The organism is Xanthomonas sp. WHRI 8393 (genome assembly GCF_040203315.1).
GTDB classification, from domain to species: Bacteria; Pseudomonadota; Gammaproteobacteria; order Xanthomonadales; family Xanthomonadaceae; genus Xanthomonas; species Xanthomonas arboricola.
In genome coordinates this window covers 965565-982383 of sequence record NZ_JBEGGL010000001.1, presented here as the reverse complement: position 1 = coordinate 982383, position 16819 = coordinate 965565, and the positions used below count along the sequence as shown (strand labels likewise).

Below are 16819 nucleotides of genomic sequence, written 5' to 3'. Positions count from 1 at the left end.
GGTGTACGCAGTGCATTGCCAAACTACCGCGATTGCATTGCTGACGTGCTGCAAGTGCATGCGGCTGCAGTCATCGTCGAGCCTTTACTGCAACGGGCTGCGCGTCGGTTGCAGCCTGACGCAGGAAGCGACCGAGCTCTGTTGGCCGCTCCATCGTTCGACACGATTCTTTTCCAGAACTTGGCGAAAGCACGCCCTGCACTCGCGCACGCACGCACGCACGCACGATCATGCTGCAGCGTACCGACGATGGCGGTTCACCGCAGACACGACCGCAAACAAGGTTTCAAACGCATCGCGCCGCACGAACGGGTTCGTGCGGCGGCGAGCGGACTTACTCGCGCTGCCCGGCGACCCAGGTGGCAAGTACCTGCACGTCGGCATCCACCAGCACCAGGTCGGCCTGGTAGCCGGGTGCAATGCGGCCCAGGCGCTGGCCCAGGCCGATGCATTGCGCCGGATAGGTGGACGCCATGCGCGCGGCTTCGGCCAGGTCCACGCCCAGCCACTGCACGCTGTTGCGCACGGCCGTGGCCATGTCCAGCGCCGAGCCGGCCAGTGCGCCGTCGGCATTGCGTACCACGCCGTCCACGGCGGTGATGGTTTCGCCGTACAGGTCGAAACTGGGGCTGTCGGCACCGACCATCGGCATGGCGTCGGTGACCAGCAACAGCTTGCCGCGCGGTTTGGCGGCCAGCGCCACGCGCAGGCTGGCCGGGTGCACGTGCACGCCATCGACGATGATGCCGCACCACACATCGGGGTCTTCCAACGCGGCGCCGACCGCGCTGGGCTCGCGCCCGGCCAGCTGCGACATCGCGTTGTACAGATGGGTGAAACCGCTGACGCCGGCGGCAATGCCGTCGCGCGCCTGCTCGTAGCTGGCCGCAGTGTGGCCGGCAAACACGATCGCGCCGCCGGCGACAAAGGCGCGGATGTCGTTCAGCGGCACGCGCTCGGGTGCGAGCGTGATCAGGGTGACGCCGTTGTCCAACGAGGTATCGACGGCAATCTCGTGCGCGTCGGGCAGGCGGAACTTGTGCGCGTCGTGCGTGCCCTTGCGGGCCGGGCTCAGGTACGGGCCTTCCAGATGAATGCCGAGCACGCCGGGCACGCCTTGCGCGATGGCCTGGCGCGTGGCGGCGATCGCCTCGGCCATCACCTCGGCGGTGTCGCTGATCAATGTCGGCAGCATGCCGGTGGTGCCGTAGCGGCGATGCGCGGCCGCGATCGTGGCCAGCGCCTGCGGGTCGCGCGCATTGTTGAACAACACGCCACCACCGCCGTTGACCTGGATGTCGATGAAGCCGGGCAGCAAGGTGGCGCCGCCCAGATCCACGCGCGTATGCGCCTGCGCAACGCGCGCATCGTCGGCCGCCACCACCGCCTGGATCTGCGTGCCGGCCAGCAGCACCGCCAGCCCATCCTGCAAGCCGTCGTCGGTGAGCACGCGTGCATTGCACAACGCTTGAATCGGGGAAGCATCCATGTTCAAACGGTTTCCGTGACCTTGTTCAAATGCGGCGGCAGATCGGGATTGTTGCCACGCTGCAGGGCCAGCGCGTTGATCGCGCGGTAGAAGCTCTGCACGGTCAGCAGCGGCGCGCTGGCCGGATGTGCCGCATCCACGAGCGGCAGATCGCCGTCGGGGGCGGCCAGCCACACCTGCGCGCCACGCGCGCGGAATTCGGCCGCGAGCGCACGCGTGCCGGCGCCGGTTTCGTCGGGCTGGGCGAACACCAGCACCGGGAAGCCCGGCCCCACCAGCGCCATCGGGCCGTGTTTGACCTCGGCCGAGCTGTACGCCTCGGCATGCAGGCCGCAGGTTTCCTTGAACTTCAGCGCCGCTTCCTGCGCCGCGCCCAGGCCCAGGCCGCGACCGAGCACGAACAGGTTGTGTGCCGGCACCAGGCCGGCAGTGAGCGCGGACCAGTCGGCCTGCCAGGCGGCGCGCAACTGCTGCGGCAGTGCCTCTACCGCCGCGAGCAGGGCCGGGTCGTTCTTCCACACCGCGCCCAGGTGCAGCAGCGCAGCCAGCGAGGCGAGATAACTCTTGGTGGCAGCGACGCTTTTTTCCGGGCCTGCGCCCAGCGGAATCACCACCTCGGCCAGCTGCGCCAGCGGTGAATCCTCGACGTTGACCAGCGCGACCACGCGCGCGCCGGCCGCCTTGGCGGCCTCGGCATTGCGCAGCAGGTCCGGGCTCTTGCCCGATTGCGAAATCACGATGTACAGCGCACCGCGCAACTGCAGCGGCGATGCGTAGACCGAGCCCACCGACGGCGATGCAGAGGCGGTCACGATGCCCAGTTGTGTTTCGAACAGATACTTGGCGTAGGTCGCTGCGTGATCGGAACTGCCGCGTGCACAGGTCACCACGAACGGCGGCGGCGTATCGCGCAGCGACTGCGCGAGGGCGGCGACGGTGTCGGCATTGCGGGCGAACTGTGCGGCGACCACGTCGGCGGTCTGCGCCGCCTCGCGGAACATCAAGGTCTCGGTTTCGGTGGGAAGGCTCATCGTGCTCAGGCGGATTCGGGAGGAAGGGATTTGGCGGACGGCGTCTGCGCCGGTGCAGTGGAACCGCGCACCACCAGCTGCGGCACGAAGCCGCGGTTCTGCAATTGCGCGGGCTGGTCGTCGTAGGCATCGCTGCGCAGCTGGCTGATCAACAGGCGTGCGGCATGCCGCGCGATGTCGTCGGTGGCCTGCTTGGCGGTGGTCAGCGCCGGCCATGACTGGCGCGAGAACGGGCTGTCCTCGAAGCCGGCGATCGACAATTGATACGGCACGTTCATGCCGGTGGACTTGGCCGCGGCCAGCACGCCCGCGGCGATTTCATCGTTGCTGCCGAAGATGGCGGTGGGCGGCTCGCGCAACGACAGCAGCCGGCGCGCGCCACGGAAGCCGTCGTCGAAGGTGTAATCGCCGGGAATCACCAGGTGCTTGTCCAGGGTGATGCCGTAGTCCTTCAACGCCGCCTCGTAACCGGCGTAACGCTCGCCGCTGGAGCGGTGCTGCGGGCCACCCCACAGGAACCCGATGCGCTGATGGCCCAGCTGGACCAGATGCTCGGTGATCTCGTAGGCGGCAGCGCGGTCGTCGATATAGACGCAGGGGCCGTCGCCCGGATCGTCGGTGGCGGCGATGATGCGCACGCTCTTGATGCCGCGCGCAGCCAGGCCGGCCATCAACTCGGGGCGCTCGGACATCGGCGCGGTCAGCACCACGCCGGCCAGCCGCGAGCGCTGCACCCATTCGGCCAGTTCTTCGGCCAGCAATGGCGAGGTGGAATCGCAGGGATGGATCTGCAGGCCGAAGCCGGTTTCGCGGCAGGCGGCCAGCACGCCGTTCTGGATGCCGATGATGTGATACGGGTTGGGATTGTCGTAGACCAGGCCGATCACGAACGGCGTGCCGCTGCGCAGGTTGCGCGCGGACGGATCGGGTTCGTAGTCGAGATCGGCGATGGCGCGCAGCACGCGCGCGCGCGTGGCCTGCATCACCGACGGTTCGTTGTTGATCACGCGCGACACGGTCTTCAACGAGACCTTGGCGCGCTCGGCGACATCTTTGATGGTGGGCCTGCGCATGGGTGTGCCTTGTTCGTCGGAACGCATCATGCTGCCTGGTTCACTTGGCCTGGGCCGGCAGGCCCACACGGTAACCGCGCAGCGAATAGAACAGGATGTAGAGATAGCACGGCACCATCAGCGCAGCGAACACGACCTGGAAGTCGTAGTGCTGTTTGAGAATGGCGAACAGCTGCGGAATGATCGCGCCGCCGGCAATGCCCATGACCAGCAAGGCCGACCCGATCTCGGTGAAGCGGCCGAGCCCGCGAATGGCCAGCGGAAAGATCGCCGGCCACATCATCGCGTTGGCAAAACCGAGCGCGGCCACGAAGCCCACCGACACATAGCCGTGGGTCAGCAGCGCGCCCAGCGAAAACAGCACGCCCAGCACCGCCGACACGCTCAGGTAGCGCGCCTGCGAGATCACACCCGGAATCAACGCCAGGCCGACGATGTAGCCAACCAGCATCGCGCCCAGCGTGTAGGAGGTGAAGATCTTGGTGCTGTCCAGCGGCAGATTGAAGCCGTGGCCGTAGGTGCCGATCGCATCGCCGGCCATCACTTCCACGCCCACGTAGACGAACAGGCACAACACGCCCAGCCACAGGTGCGGGAACTGGAAGATGCTGGATTTCTGCACGCCAACCGCGCTGCCGGGCGTGGCATTGGCCTCGGAGGCCCGCAGCTCCGGCAGCGGCGAGAACAGCACGCCGATCGCCAGCAGCAGCAGCACGCCAGACATCACCAGATACGGTGCGTGGATCTTGGCGGCGAAGGCCGTGAGCAGCTGCTGCTTGGTCGCCGCATCAGCGCTGGCCACCTGCGCGGACAGATCGCCGATGCCGTGCAACACCAGCGAGCCGATCAGGATCGGCGCCAGGATGCCGGCGATCTTGTTGCAGATGCCCATCAGCGCGATCCGCCGCGCCGCGCTCTCGATCGGCCCAAGGATGCTGATGTACGGGTTGATCGCGGTCTGCAGCAGCGCCAGGCCGCTGCCAATCACGAACAGGCCGCCCAAGGCGCCCGGATACCAGCGCTGGGTGGCGAACTGGCCGAAGCCGGCCGCGCCCACCGCCATCACCACCAGGCTCAGCGCCAGCCCCTTCTTCATGCCGGTGCGCTTGAGGATCCACGACGCCGGCAGCGCCAGGAAGAAGTACGACAGGTAGAACACCATCAGCACCAGAAAGGCATTGACCTCGTTGAGGTCGAACGCCAGCCGCACGAAGGTGATCAGCGGCCCGTTGATCCAGGTGAAGAAGCCGATGATGAAGAACAGCACGCCGACGATGGCGATCGAGACAACGGGATTTGCGGGCCTGGCGGTAGTCATGGATCGGCTGGCTCTTGAGTTGTCGGTTGGGGGGCGCCGCGCTGGATCAGCGACGCAGTTCGGCGACGAAATCGTAGAAATCGTTGTGGCAATAGGTGTCGGTCAATTCGATCGCGCTGCCGTCGCGCGCATAGCCCACGCGCACCACATGCAGGATCGCCTCGCCGGTCTTCATGCGCAGGTGTTCGGCCAGCCGCGCGGGCAGATTGATCGCGCGGAAGTACTGCAGCGCGCGCACCACCGGGGTGCCCTGCGCGTCCAGGTAGCTGTAGAGCGAATCGCCGATCTGCTGCGGGTCGGCGACGATGCGCTGCGGCAACACCGCATGCTCGTAGGCCATGACCCGGTCGTCGGCGCTGCGCAGGCGGGTCAGCGAGGCCACCGCCGCATCCGGCGACAGGCCCAGCCGCAGGATCTCTTCGCCATGCGCCGGACGCAGCCGCCGCTCCAGCCAGCGCGTGCCGGGCTCGTAGCCCTTGATGCGCAGCGTCTCGCTGAAACTGGTCAGGCCGCTGAGCTGGTGCTGGATCTGCGTGGTGACGAAGGTGCCGGCGCCCTGCCGGCGCGAGACCAAACCCTGTTCGACCAGCACGTCCACGGCCTGGCGCAGCGTCACCCGCGAGATCTGCAGCCGCTCGCACAGCTGGCGCTCGGCCGGCAGCGCCTCGCCGGCCTTCCACTGCGCGCCGCGGATCTGCTCGTCCAGCTTGCTCGCCAGTTGCAGATACAGCGGCGTCGGCGCGGAGGCATCCAGCGTCAGCGCGTCCATCCGGGGGTCGGTGTCCGTCCTGGCTTCGGTTTTCGGTTTGGCCATTGCCTGTCCTCCGGACCGACTTGGATTCGTTAGGTCCAATATAGTACCAATTTGCTCAGCGCGCATTAGCGGCTGTGGATTATTGGGAGCGGTGATAGGCCCTGGCTGACCCAGGCTTTCGCCGCGTCAGTCATGGGCGGGCGTGCATGCCGATCAGCAGGCCGGTGCCGGGCTGCGTCACCGATTGCCGGGTCGGGCAATCACAGCCGCAGATACCAGCGCCGCCGATCCATCCACCAGCCCACGCACCAACACAGCAGCGTGTAGCTCAGCGCGCACAGCAGCGACCCGAGCGGGCCCGGCGCGATGGTCTGGAACACGCGGATGCCGGCCCAGGCGTACAGGTCCAGCCCGGAACTGCCGGCCGGGAGCAGCCGCAGCACCACCACGAACAGTTCGGAGAACAGGTAGATCGCCAGCGGGTTGCGCCCCAGCACGGTGAAGAAGCCGCTGCCGCCGCTCCAGCCGCGCAACTCCAGCAGGTAGACCAGGACGCCCAGCGCCAGCAGATCCAGGCCTACCGTGCAGGCGACGAACGACCCGCTCCAGAGCTTCTTCGACAGCGGCCAGGCCGGGTGCCAGAGCAACGCCAGCAGCACCAGCCCCGCGCCCGCCAGCAACAGGCTGCGCGTGGCGGCACCGGTCTTGCCGTGCCGCTGCAGGAAGCGCCCGCCCAGATAGCCGGCCAGCACGTTGACCGTGGCCGACAGCGTGCCAAGCAGGCCCTCGGGGTCGAAGCCGCCATCCTTGCGATACAGATGCGCATGCCCGTACAGCCACAGGTCCAGCCGGGTGCCGGCGTTGCCGGTCTTGCTCAGCTCCGCACCGGGCTCGCCAAAGACGTACAGCAATGCCCAGTAGCCCAGCAGCAGCGCGACGCAAACCGGCGCGATAGCGCGTAGCGGCAGATAGCGCACCAGCAGCGCTGCGAGCAGATAGCACAGGCCGATCCGCTGCAGCACGCCGGTCAGGCGGAGTTGATCGACTGCAGTGAACGCCCATCCACCATCGGGCTGCGGGTGGAAGAACGGAAACCAGTACATCAGCACGCCGCACATCACGATCAGCGCGGCGCGCTTGCCCACGCGGGCGAGGAACTGCCGGTGCGGCGTGCCGGTGGCCAGCGCAAAACTCATCGCGCTGCCGACGGCGAACAGGAACGAGGGAAACACCAGATCGGCAAGCGTGAAGCCGAACCAGGCCGCGTGGGTCAGCTGCGCATATGGCTGCGCGCCGGGCCCGGCGGTGTTGACCAGGATCATCAGGAAGATGGTCAGGCCGCGGAACACGTCCAGCGACAGGAAGCGTTCGCGCCTGGGTGCTGCGGTTGCAGCGCCAGCTGCAGCGGGGAGTGTTTGTGCGCTCATCGCAGTTCCTTGCCCAGCGACTGCAGGGGAAGGCGGCCTGCAGACGTGCTGCCCGTGGCGAGCGTCATTGCATCGGCGCGGAAGCGCTCATGTAGGGCCGCGATGTGCGATACACATCTGCTCATTGGGCAGTGCCTTGCGGGGTGCTGCGAATGGCATCGTGCGCCATGCCGTGCACGTCACCTTGGGCAATGCCTTGCATTGCATCGCGCCTACTGCCTTGCACATTGTGTTTCATCGCACGTTGCAAACCATCAGGCGCGTCCACCTGCGCCAGCAAGCTGCGTAGCAGGATCAGTGGGTCGCGGGGTGGCTGTCGCTTCGGCACTTCGTCCTGCGCGGCCCATTGGCGCTCCCACGCGGCAAGCTGCGCGTTGACTGTCGCTGCGTCGAACGGTGTGCCCGCCTTGCGTGCGGCGCGGTATGCGCCGAGAAAGCGCGTCCAGCGCTGCAGATAGAAATCCGCGTACATGCCCTGCCACGCCTTGGATGCGTAATCGGCCAGGTTGCCGTCGCCGCCCCAGATGCTGACCTGCGCACGTGCATTGCCGACATAGGCACGCCGCAGTGCGGCATCGTTGCCGGCGGCCGCAGCGGCCTGGCCGGTCCAGTCGGCCAGGGTTTCGTGCTGGCCGCCGACCAGTGCATCCAGCCCCTGCACCAGTTGCGTGGTGCGTGCCAGCAGCGCATCGCCGCGCGCGAGGTCGCCGGCGTCGTAGGCCTGCACCACCGCCTGCAATTGACGGTCGGCATGCAGGCTCAGGTAGTGCCGTGCGTCTTCGATCAGGTCGTAGCGGTACAGCGGCGCGTCGGCATAGCGGTGGGCCTGCTGCAGCAAAGCATTGATGGCGCGGCGCAAGCGTTGCGGATCGCCGGGGCGGTCGTCGAAGCCGACGATGTCGGCGGTCGGCCGCTTGAACAGCAGATACGCGCCGGCGCGCTTGTTCCACCAGCGCGGCGACCAGTAGCGGGTCTGGTAGATGCCCGCTTCCAGATCCGACCAGGCCTGCAGCAAGGCCGCATCGCTGCGGCCGTAGCGCGCGCGGGTGTATTGCGTGAGCCATTGCGACCAGGATTGCTGCGGGCCCTCCCAGGCCAGCGCGTAGAGATAGTCGTAGACCACCGAGTTGCTGTGCAGCCCTTCCGGAAACACGCCAAAGCCGCGCAGATTGCGTTTGTCCGGATCGGCCAGCAAGGCCTGCAGATCGTGTCGATAAAACGCGAAGTCGCCGTACACCGGGTTGCTGGCGCCGTAGTTGTGCACGTAGCCATAGATCCACTGCTTGTTGTCGAACGCCTGCGAGGACTTCCAGGTGCCGGGATAGCGGTCGTTGCCGATGTCCAGCACCATCAAGTGCGCGTCGGGCACCTTGCCGAGAAACGCGGCGATCGCCTGCGGTTGCCAGAACTCGCGGTCGGCACCGAACAGCCAGCCCTGCATTACCCAGGTGGCCTGCGGATTGACCTGCGCGATGGAGCGATACAAGGCCTGCCCGTACTCGGCCAGGCGTGCATCGCGTTGCGCCGCCGGCACGGCCTTGGCACGTGCGGCATCGGAGTTGGCGATGCTGTCGCCGTACTTGGCGGCGGCCACGTCGCTGCCGTCGTCGGCCACCGGCGGCAGCATCTCGTTGAAGGCGTCGGCCAGATAGAACTCGCCTGCACCGTAGGCCTGCGTGTACAGCTCCAGAAACCGGCGCGCGACCTGGGCGAACAATGGATCGCGCGGATCCAGCCAGTAGGTTTCGTGGAAACCTTCCCAGGCGCGCATGCGGTAGATGCGCGCGTTCGGATGCGCCTGCGCGAATGCCTTGGGCACGTAGCCGGCAAACGCCGGCAGCACCGGCTGCATGCCCAGCTCGCGCATGCGGCTGAGGATCTGCGTCTGCAGCACGCGCTTGCTGTCGATCCATTGCTGCGGCAACGGCGCGCGATAACCTTCGATATTGCCCATGCGCTGCCACGGGGTGAATGCGGGGCCGGAGAAATACTCCGCCAGCGCGTCATCGCCCACGTCGAACTCGCGCCACAGCGCCTGCCAGATCGCCTCCTGCCCTTCCATCGCCAGCGGCATGTCGATGCCGTGCAACGCCATCCAGTCGATCTCGCGCTGCCAGCGCGGCCAGTCCCAGAACGGCGTGGTGTAGCCGTAGGTGCAGGTGTTGAGATAGGCGCGATGCGCAAACGGCGTGCGCACCTGGCCGCTGCTGTAGGCCGGCCATTGCGCCGGCAGCGCCACGCGGTCGCCTTCCCAGCTCATCGAGGCTGCACCGGCCTGGCCCAGATAAGCGTAGGCGCCACGCGCCAAGGCCACCTGCGAGGAGCCGGCAATGCGCACCGTGTCGCCGCCGGCATCGATGCGATACCAGTCCGCGCCGTCGCCGCGCGGCGCCACGCGCATCTCGAACTGGGCGGCGCGTGCGTCGATCAGGCGTTGCAGCACCGCCTGTGCGGGTGGTGTGGCCAGCACGGTAAGGGGAATGGCGAGCAATGCGCCCAGCACTGCGCCGGCGAACAGCCGCGCGGGCGAGGACGGGAAAAACGATGAGGTAATCATGGCGAGTTCCGATACTGCACGGTGACGACGTCGTGGAATCCAAACGGTTGATCCGCAGCGACCTGCAGGATCACCGCCAGCGTGCGCGCGCCGGCTGCGGGTGCAAGCGCCAACTTGATCGGCGTACCGGCCGCCGCCTGCGTCACTGCACGGCCATCCAGAAACACCTGCGCCGGCCCGCTGAGGCGGCCCAGGTCGAGCATGCCGCCGTGGGCCTGCACGCCCTGCCACGGCGTGAACCGGGTGCGGTACAACACGTAGCCGGCGCGTTCGGGCGCGGTTTCCAGGGTGCCGGGCAACGTGTTGCTCCAGCTGTTGTTGTCGTTGGGGCGGCGCGAGAGATCCGGCGCCGGCGGCTGCGCGAAGGCGGCGGTGTGGCGCCAGCTTTCGACCACCATCACCGGCGCCACGATCGGCACCGTGGCTGGCAGCGGCACCGTCACGCACGCGATCTCGACCACCGCATCGCGCACGCCTGCGCTGCGCGCCTGCAGCCGTAATACGCCTGCGCCACGCTCGGCCTGCACGATCGCCTGCGCCAGCCCGTTGAACAGGGCCACTTGCATGCCCTGATCGGCGGCGTGTGCATTCGGGTCGCCATTGCCAACCCCCAGCAAGCGGCCACCGCTGATCTGCAGCGTCAGCATTGCATTGCAATCGGGCACGTGGCGACCTTGCGCATCCACCGCTTCCAATGTCACCGGCTGCGCATCGCGGCCATCGCCGCGCAGCTGGGGGCGGTCGGGCGTGAGCCGCAGCGCAACCGCTGCGCCGGTGGTTTCCACCCGCGTACGCGCCACCTCGCGGCCGTCGCGCCAGGCCACCGCTTCGAGCACACCCGGCGCATAGTCCACCTGCCACTGATTCATCTGCGCGCGATCCACCGCCTGTTTGCCCAGCGAGCGGCCATTGAGCCACAGCTCCACCTGCGCGGCATTGCAGAACGCCATCACCTTGATCGGCCGGCTTTCGCGACCCGGCCAGTTCCAGTGCGGCAACAGGTGCAGCACCGGCGCGTCGTCGATCCACAGCGCGCGGCGCAACCAGTAGGCCCCCTTGGCAAATCCGCATTGATCCATGATGCCGAAGAACGCGCCCACCGACGGCCATTCGAACGGTGTGGGTTCGCCGCGATAATCGAAGCCGGTCCACACGAAACCGCCGGCGACGAACGGGCGTTCGGCAATCAGCTGCCAGGCGCGGCGGTGGGTATTGCCCCAGTCCGCGGCCAGGCTGTCGTCTTCGGCCACCACGTGCGCGTCCAGGTCGGTGAACCACGCGCCGCGGGTCTGGAACGCGCTGGTGTCCTCGCTGGACAGCATCGGCGTGCGCGGCCGCGCCGCATGCACGCGGTCGTAGTTGAACTGGCGGTAGTTGAAGCCGAGCACGTCCACCACATCGGCCGCGCCACGGGTGGCGAACATGCCGTCGTTCATGCCGGCGGTGATCGGGCGGCTGTCGTCGAGCGCGCGCACGGCGCTGGCAGCGCGCGCCATGATCGCGTAACCGGTGGCGGTGCCCTGCAGCGGCTCCTCGTTGAGCAGCGACCACAGGAACACGCTGGGATGGTTGCGCTGGCGCCGCACCATGTTCTGCAGCAGCGCCACATACTCGGGTGCGGGATTGAATAGCCTGTTCTCGGCCATCACCAGCATGCCGAGCCGGTCGCAGGCCTGCAGCAGTTCCGGTGCCACCGCGTGATGCAGGCGGATGGCATTGCAGCCCATCGACTTCAGGCGCTGCAGGCGAAACGCGTGCAAGGCATCGGGCAGCGCCACCCCGACGCCGGCATGGTCCTGATGCAGGCATACGCCCTTGATCTTGAGCGGGCGGCCATTGAGGAAGAAGCCGTGGTCGGCATCGAAGCGCAGGCTGCGAAAGCCGATCTCGCACTCGGCACGGTCGCTGCGGCCGTCTGCGCCACGCACGCTGGCCTGCACCCGATACAGCACCGGCCTGTCCACGCTCCAGCGCTGCGGTTGCGGCACCGACATGCTGATGGCCGCCTGCACGGTACCGAATGCAGCCACGCGCAGTTGCGTCTCGCCACTCGCCACGACAACACCGTCTGGGTCGCGCAGCGCCACATCCACCCACGCCTCGGCAGGCTGTTCGCCGCTGTTGACCAGGTCCAGTTGCACCGGCAGCTGCCAGAGATCGCCCGGGCCTTCGCGCGGCGCCGCCGCCAGGCCATCGCCGGCGATATGCAAGGGCGCACGCAGCACCAGCCAGGTGTGCCGGTAGATGCCGCCGCCTTCGTACCACCAGCCATCCATCGCCTCGGCATCGACGCGGATGGCGATGCTGTTCACGGCATTGCCGTAGCGCGCGACCGGCGTGAGATCGATGACCAGCCCGTTGTAGCCGCTCCAGCTGCGCGCCATCAGCATGCCGTTGACCCACACGGTGGCATGGCTGGCGATGCCGTCCAGACGCAGTTCCACCGCCTGGCCGCGCACGGACTCGTCTAGCCGTAGCGTGCGCCGGTACCAGGCAATGCCGCGCGGGCGATAGCCCTGCGCGATGTTGGCGTCGGCGCGCACCGCCTGCTCCACCACGAAGTCGTGCGGCAGTTGCAGCTGTCGCCAGCCGGTGTCGTCGTAGTCCGGCGCCGCTGCGCCCCAGGCGCGGCCGGCCTTGGCGTTGTCGTAAGTCTCGTCCTGCGCCAGCAGGCGCGGCGGCGGCAGATCGCCGGCATGGAAGCGCCAGCCCTCGTCCAGGTCCAGCCACTGGCCTGCGCCATCGGTGCCCGCTGGCGGTGGCGCGGGACGCGGCGTGCCGCCACTGCCCGCGCGCGGCGCTACAGCGTTCGCCGCGCCAGACAGCAGCGCCGGCACGCCAAGCAGCGACGAGGCGCAGACGCTGCCGGCAAGGAACTCACGCCTGCGCATGATGGCGCCCGCCAGCCTGCACCGCAGGCGCGCTCCGTGACGCATGCGGCGCGCGCGCGGCCACTGCATGGCGCGCGTCCATCACACCTGCGGCAATGCCTGCGCTGCTGGCTGCCACCCGCAGCGATGCCTGCCGGCGCAGCGCTCGCTGGCCCGGCATCACAGCATGTCCCACTGCATCGACAGGTAGTAGCTGCGGCCGGTGACGCCGGTCATCTGCCAGCGGCTGGCGATGTCCTTGTAGGCCTGCTCGGTGCGGTTGGTGAGATTCAGGCCACCGAGCTGGAAGCTCAGCCTGTCGTTGACCTGATAGCCGAGCACCGCATCCAGCTGGGTGCGCGCCTTCATGGTGTGGCCTTCGCGCGCGAAGAAGCTGTCGCTGCTGTCCTGTTCGTACTCGCTGCGATGGTTGAGCGAAACGCGCGCCGAATAATGCGCACTCTCCCAGTACGCGGTGGCGTTCCAGGTCTGCTCGGACAGGTTGCGGATCTGGAAATCGGTATCGCGCTGCGGAATCACCCGGGTGAAGTTGGTGGTCACCCCGAAGCCGTCGATCGGCAGCCAGGCATCCAGCGATTGCGTCCAGCCCAGTTCGTAACCGCGGATCTTGACCTTGCTCGGGTCGTTGGTGGTGGCGGTGATCTCGTAGATATCGCCGCCACTGTCCACGCAGTCGCCGGCCGCATTGCTGGACAGCGCGGTGCCGTTGAAGGCGGCCGGGCAGACGATGCTGTTGAAAGTGCCGTTCTTGATGTTTTTCCAGAAGCCGGCCACGGTCAGCGCGCCACCGTTGCCGTAGTACCACTCCAGGCTCAGGTCGGCCTGGTCGGCGGTCAGTGCCTTCAGATCGGTCTGGCCCTGGGTGACGACATAGGTGGTGGTGCCGCCGGTATTGGTGCCGGTGGAGATGGTCGAGGCGATGGCGGTGTTGCTGTCCAGGATCGGCCGCACCAGCACCTTGGCGGCGGCAAAGCGCAGCAGCAGGTCGTCGCGCATGTCCAGCACCAGATTCAGGCTGGGCAACCAGTTGGAATACTCGTACGGCGCGCGCGCGGTGCCGATCACCACATTGGCGTCGTCGCTGGCAGCCTGCGCCTGGGTCAGGTAGGTGTCGGTGGTGCGCTTGGTGTTTTCGTAGCGCAGGCCGAGGTTGCCGCGCAGACGCATGCTGCCGATGTCGGTATCGATGCGCGCCATCGCATAGGCCGAGGAAATGTCGTTCTCGATGCTGTAGCTGCTCTGCGGTGCGAACAGCACCGGCACGCTGATGCCGGCCGCCGCCAGCGAGCGCGCGTAGGCCGCGATATCCGGGGTGACCCAGCTGTCCTGCGAGGCCAGCTGCCCGTCGAGGAAGTTGCTCACCGTGCTGTTGGCGGCCGACAGCTCCGGGAACATGTCGAAGCCCGACACCGCACCGGTCCTGAGCAGATACAGGAAGTCACGCCGGCGCACGTCGCGCTCGAAGGTTTCGCGGCGGTATTTGGCACCGAAGCGCACCGCATTCAACGCACCCAGCTCCAGATACCGTTCGGCATCCAGCTGCAGCGACCATTCCTTGTTGCTGAGCGACTGGATGGAGCCGTTGGGGTACTCGCTGCGCACCAGATTGCGCTTGTCCCAGGCGCTGGCATCGGTGGCGTCGGCATCGGTGGTCAGCGAGATCGCGTCGGGATTGGAGGTATCCAGCAGCGTCGCCGAGGGGATCCGGCCCAGGATCGCGGCGCGTTCGTTCTCGTCGGTCTTGCCCTGGGTGTAATTGGCCGCGCCGCTGAGCGTCCAGGCATCGCCCTTCCATTTGAAGTCGTAGGTGAGCAACTGTGTGGACAGATCGTGTTGTTCGATCTGGCGGTTGTTTTCCAGCCAGTAGTCCGATGCCGACACCTGCGTGGCGGTCAGGCCGTTGGTCTGCAGCACCGTCAGCGGGCTGCGCTCGAACGAGTACACCAGCTGGTTCATGTCGTTGGCGGTCTTGTCCTGCGAATACAGCGCAGTGAGGTTCATCTCCAGCTGGTCGTTGGGCTTCCACTGCAGGCCGCCATTGAACATCTTGCGCGTGGTCTCGCGCTCGATCGAGCGATAGCGTGGACGACGCGGGATGTACAAGGTGCCGGCGTCGGTGTCCTGCGTGTACCAGCGGTCGATCCACAGATAATCGGCGCGGTCCTTGAGCTTCTGGTAGCCGGCACTGAGGAACACGCCCAGATCGCCACCGCCGAACTTGAACTGGTCGATATAGGTCAGCACGCCCTTGGGCGTGGGCGAGCCACCGGCGAACTCTGCATATTGGGTCTTGGCCGAGAACAGCAACTTGGTCTGCTGGTAGTCCAGCGGTTTGGTGGTGTTGATGTTGACCGTGCCGGACAGGCCACCGGCATCCATGTCCGCCGAGGGCGACTTGATCACCTCGATCCCGGCGGCCACTTCCGGCTGGATGATGTCGTAGCGGAACCCGTCGGTGAAGTCGGCGCTCTTGATCACCTGGCCGTTGATGGTGGTGGCCGAATACTGCGGGCCCAGACCACGCACGCTGATGGTGGAGCCGCGCCCGTTGATGGTGGAGATCTGCACACCGGGGATGCGCTGGATCGCCTCGGCGATGTTCTCGGCAGGAAACTTGCCGATGTCCTGTGCGGAGATGCCATCGGTCATGCGCACGTCGTCGCGCTTGTTGTCCATCGCGGTGATCAGGCTCTTCTGGTAGGAGCTGGTGACCTTGACGGTATCGAGCTGGGAGATCTGCGCCGATGCCGGCGGCGGCGATTGTTGCGTCTGCGCACTGGCACCGCAGGCAAGCAGCGACAGCGCGATGGCGACTGACAGCGAGGAGGGCGAACAACAACGCAACGAGGCACGCGGGACAGGTGACATGGGAGATCCTGAGGTGGAATGGCTGGACGACGACGCGGCTGGCATTCCGATCGATCAGCAAAGACAGATCACGACGCTGGGCAACCCACCCACACGCGCACAGGCCACCAGTTCCGGACGTGCGGAACCGCCTGCGATCTGTTGTCTGCGAGCACCCCGTACGGCCCCCCGTGGGTGCCGATGCCGCCTCCCTCCCAGGACGGACATCGCATGCCATTGCTGATCAACGGCCCTGACTGGCAAATACCAATTCAGTGGATTTGATTCTTATGGTCTTTAAAAGATCCTGTCAACAATCACTGCCGAAAGTGTTTGACCGGCGGCTGCGAACGCGTCTGAGCCCTGCTTTTCAAGACCTTCGACGGTGCACAAAGGATCATTTGGGTGCGTGGCGGGCATCGTTGTCACAGGACCAGTCTCTGACCAATCCCCGGTAACCAGACCAATTCCGGTGGGTCCGGAATGTGTGGGCCGCAGCACACGCGTTGCGGGCTGGATCACAGTCCATACCGCACGCTCCCGTGTATCGGAAGCAGCACTTCTGCCTTATCGAAGCAACCCAGCAACTGGCGCAATGACTACGCAGGGTCCTACGCCGACAACGTTGTCAACAGATCAATGAAGTGTGCCACCGCAGCGGCCGCGATGAAGACGCCAGCCACCAGGCATGCACGCTAATGGTGCAGGCGACAGATTTCTCGCCGCGCCGCGCGTAACAGCAGTCCTAGCGCAATTGCCCCTGGTCGATGCGCAACAAGCTGCGCTCCGGGGTGGCGGCAAAGCCTAGCAACTGCAGGCCCACGCCCAACACTTCGTCCTGCCCCGGATCGATGCGTGACTGCAATTGCCAACGCCCATCGCGCCACACTTGCAGCTGTGCATCGGCCTGCACGCCGGCAGGCAACGGTGCATCGGGCAGCAGACTCAGCACGACGCTGTCATCCACGCACCGCGGCTGCCCGGACAAGCGCAACGGCGGCAGACCGGGCAGCTCGCCCGCCCCGCTCGCCAGCAGTTGCAGGCCGACCCGGCCACCTGCCTGCACGCAACCGGTGGCATCGAACAGCAGATCCACCTGCTGCAGCTCCACCGCCAGATCGATCAAGGCCATGCCCGCCGGCTGGCGCAACAGCAGCTGGCCCTGCGCATCGCCGATACCGTGTTGCGCGCCATCCACCAGCAGCAGTTGCAGCTGCGGGGCCTGCAGGTGCACCTGGCGCTGTCCACGCAATAGCGGCCAGATGCGCGGCCGCACCATGACATCGCCGAAGGCGATGCCCTGCCATTGCACCTGCCGCAAGGTGCCGGCCCACACCGGCCCCTCCACGTCCAGCGCCGAGAACGGCAAGCCCTCGCGTGGCAACACCAGGCGCAGGGGCAGCCATGCCAGCAGCGCAACGCCCACCATCAA

General features: G+C 66.9%; 10 protein-coding genes. All 10 read right to left on the bottom strand.

Features of this window, described 5'->3' with window-relative positions; all coding sequences use genetic code 11:
* Positions 1 to 334 precede the first annotated feature (334 nt).
* Complete coding sequence (gene nagA / locus ABQ137_RS04170) at positions 335 to 1489, bottom strand: N-acetylglucosamine-6-phosphate deacetylase (RefSeq protein WP_054591890.1); 1155 nt, start codon at positions 1487 to 1489, stop codon at positions 335 to 337.
* A gap of 2 nt (positions 1490 to 1491) precedes the next feature.
* Positions 1492 to 2520 (bottom strand): SIS domain-containing protein, encoded by a 1029-nt coding sequence (locus ABQ137_RS04165; RefSeq protein ID WP_016900885.1) that lies wholly within the window; start codon positions 2518 to 2520, stop codon positions 1492 to 1494.
* Between the two features lie 5 nt (positions 2521 to 2525).
* Positions 2526 to 3593 (bottom strand): LacI family DNA-binding transcriptional regulator, encoded by a 1068-nt coding sequence (locus ABQ137_RS04160; RefSeq protein WP_024940298.1) that lies wholly within the window; start codon positions 3591 to 3593, stop codon positions 2526 to 2528.
* Between the two features lie 40 nt (positions 3594 to 3633).
* Complete coding sequence (locus tag ABQ137_RS04155) at positions 3634 to 4911, bottom strand: sugar MFS transporter (RefSeq protein ID WP_024940299.1); 1278 nt, start codon at positions 4909 to 4911, stop codon at positions 3634 to 3636.
* 46 nt (positions 4912 to 4957) lie between these two features.
* Entirely contained in the window at positions 4958 to 5680 is a 723-nt protein-coding gene (locus ABQ137_RS04150; RefSeq protein ID WP_016900882.1) for a GntR family transcriptional regulator, read from the bottom strand.
* A gap of 245 nt (positions 5681 to 5925) precedes the next feature.
* The gene (locus ABQ137_RS04145; protein WP_184516129.1) at positions 5926 to 7092 is read right to left on the bottom strand and encodes an acyltransferase family protein; all 1167 of its coding nucleotides are present in this window, start codon (positions 7090 to 7092) and stop codon (positions 5926 to 5928) included.
* Between the two features lie 121 nt (positions 7093 to 7213).
* The gene (locus ABQ137_RS04140; protein WP_349781286.1) at positions 7214 to 9649 is read right to left on the bottom strand and encodes an alpha-N-acetylglucosaminidase; all 2436 of its coding nucleotides are present in this window, start codon (positions 9647 to 9649) and stop codon (positions 7214 to 7216) included.
* Positions 9646 to 12540: a beta-galactosidase GalA gene (gene galA / locus ABQ137_RS04135; RefSeq protein WP_349781284.1), complete on the bottom strand. Its 2895-nt coding sequence runs from the start codon at positions 12538 to 12540 to the stop codon at positions 9646 to 9648. The genes ABQ137_RS04140 and galA overlap by 4 nt, the downstream gene beginning before the upstream one ends.
* A gap of 159 nt (positions 12541 to 12699) precedes the next feature.
* On the bottom strand, positions 12700 to 15408 hold the full coding sequence (locus tag ABQ137_RS04130) for a TonB-dependent receptor (RefSeq protein ID WP_349781282.1): 2709 nt from the start codon (positions 15406 to 15408) through the stop codon (positions 12700 to 12702).
* Positions 15409 to 16132: 724 nt separating this feature from the next.
* Positions 16133 to 16816, bottom strand: a complete 684-nt coding sequence (gspN, locus tag ABQ137_RS04125) for a type II secretion system protein N (protein ID WP_503021193.1) — start codon at positions 16814 to 16816, stop codon at positions 16133 to 16135.
* Positions 16817 to 16819: the final 3 nt, after the last annotated feature.

Coding starts and splice junctions, on each gene's coding strand:
- nagA (WP_054591890.1), bottom strand. CDS start 1,489: ATGGATGCTTCCCCGATTCAAGCGTTGTGCAATGCACGCGTGCTCACC.
- ABQ137_RS04165 (WP_016900885.1), bottom strand. CDS start 2,520: ATGAGCCTTCCCACCGAAACCGAGACCTTGATGTTCCGCGAGGCGGCG.
- ABQ137_RS04160 (WP_024940298.1), bottom strand. CDS start 3,593: ATGCGCAGGCCCACCATCAAAGATGTCGCCGAGCGCGCCAAGGTCTCG.
- ABQ137_RS04155 (WP_024940299.1), bottom strand. CDS start 4,911: ATGACTACCGCCAGGCCCGCAAATCCCGTTGTCTCGATCGCCATCGTC.
- ABQ137_RS04150 (WP_016900882.1), bottom strand. CDS start 5,680: ATGGACGCGCTGACGCTGGATGCCTCCGCGCCGACGCCGCTGTATCTG.
- ABQ137_RS04145 (WP_184516129.1), bottom strand. CDS start 7,092: ATGAGCGCACAAACACTCCCCGCTGCAGCTGGCGCTGCAACCGCAGCA.
- ABQ137_RS04140 (WP_349781286.1), bottom strand. CDS start 9,649: ATGATTACCTCATCGTTTTTCCCGTCCTCGCCCGCGCGGCTGTTCGCC.
- galA (WP_349781284.1), bottom strand. CDS start 12,540: ATGCGCAGGCGTGAGTTCCTTGCCGGCAGCGTCTGCGCCTCGTCGCTG.
- ABQ137_RS04130 (WP_349781282.1), bottom strand. CDS start 15,408: ATGTCACCTGTCCCGCGTGCCTCGTTGCGTTGTTGTTCGCCCTCCTCG.
- gspN (WP_503021193.1), bottom strand. CDS start 16,816: ATGGTGGGCGTTGCGCTGCTGGCATGGCTGCCCCTGCGCCTGGTGTTG.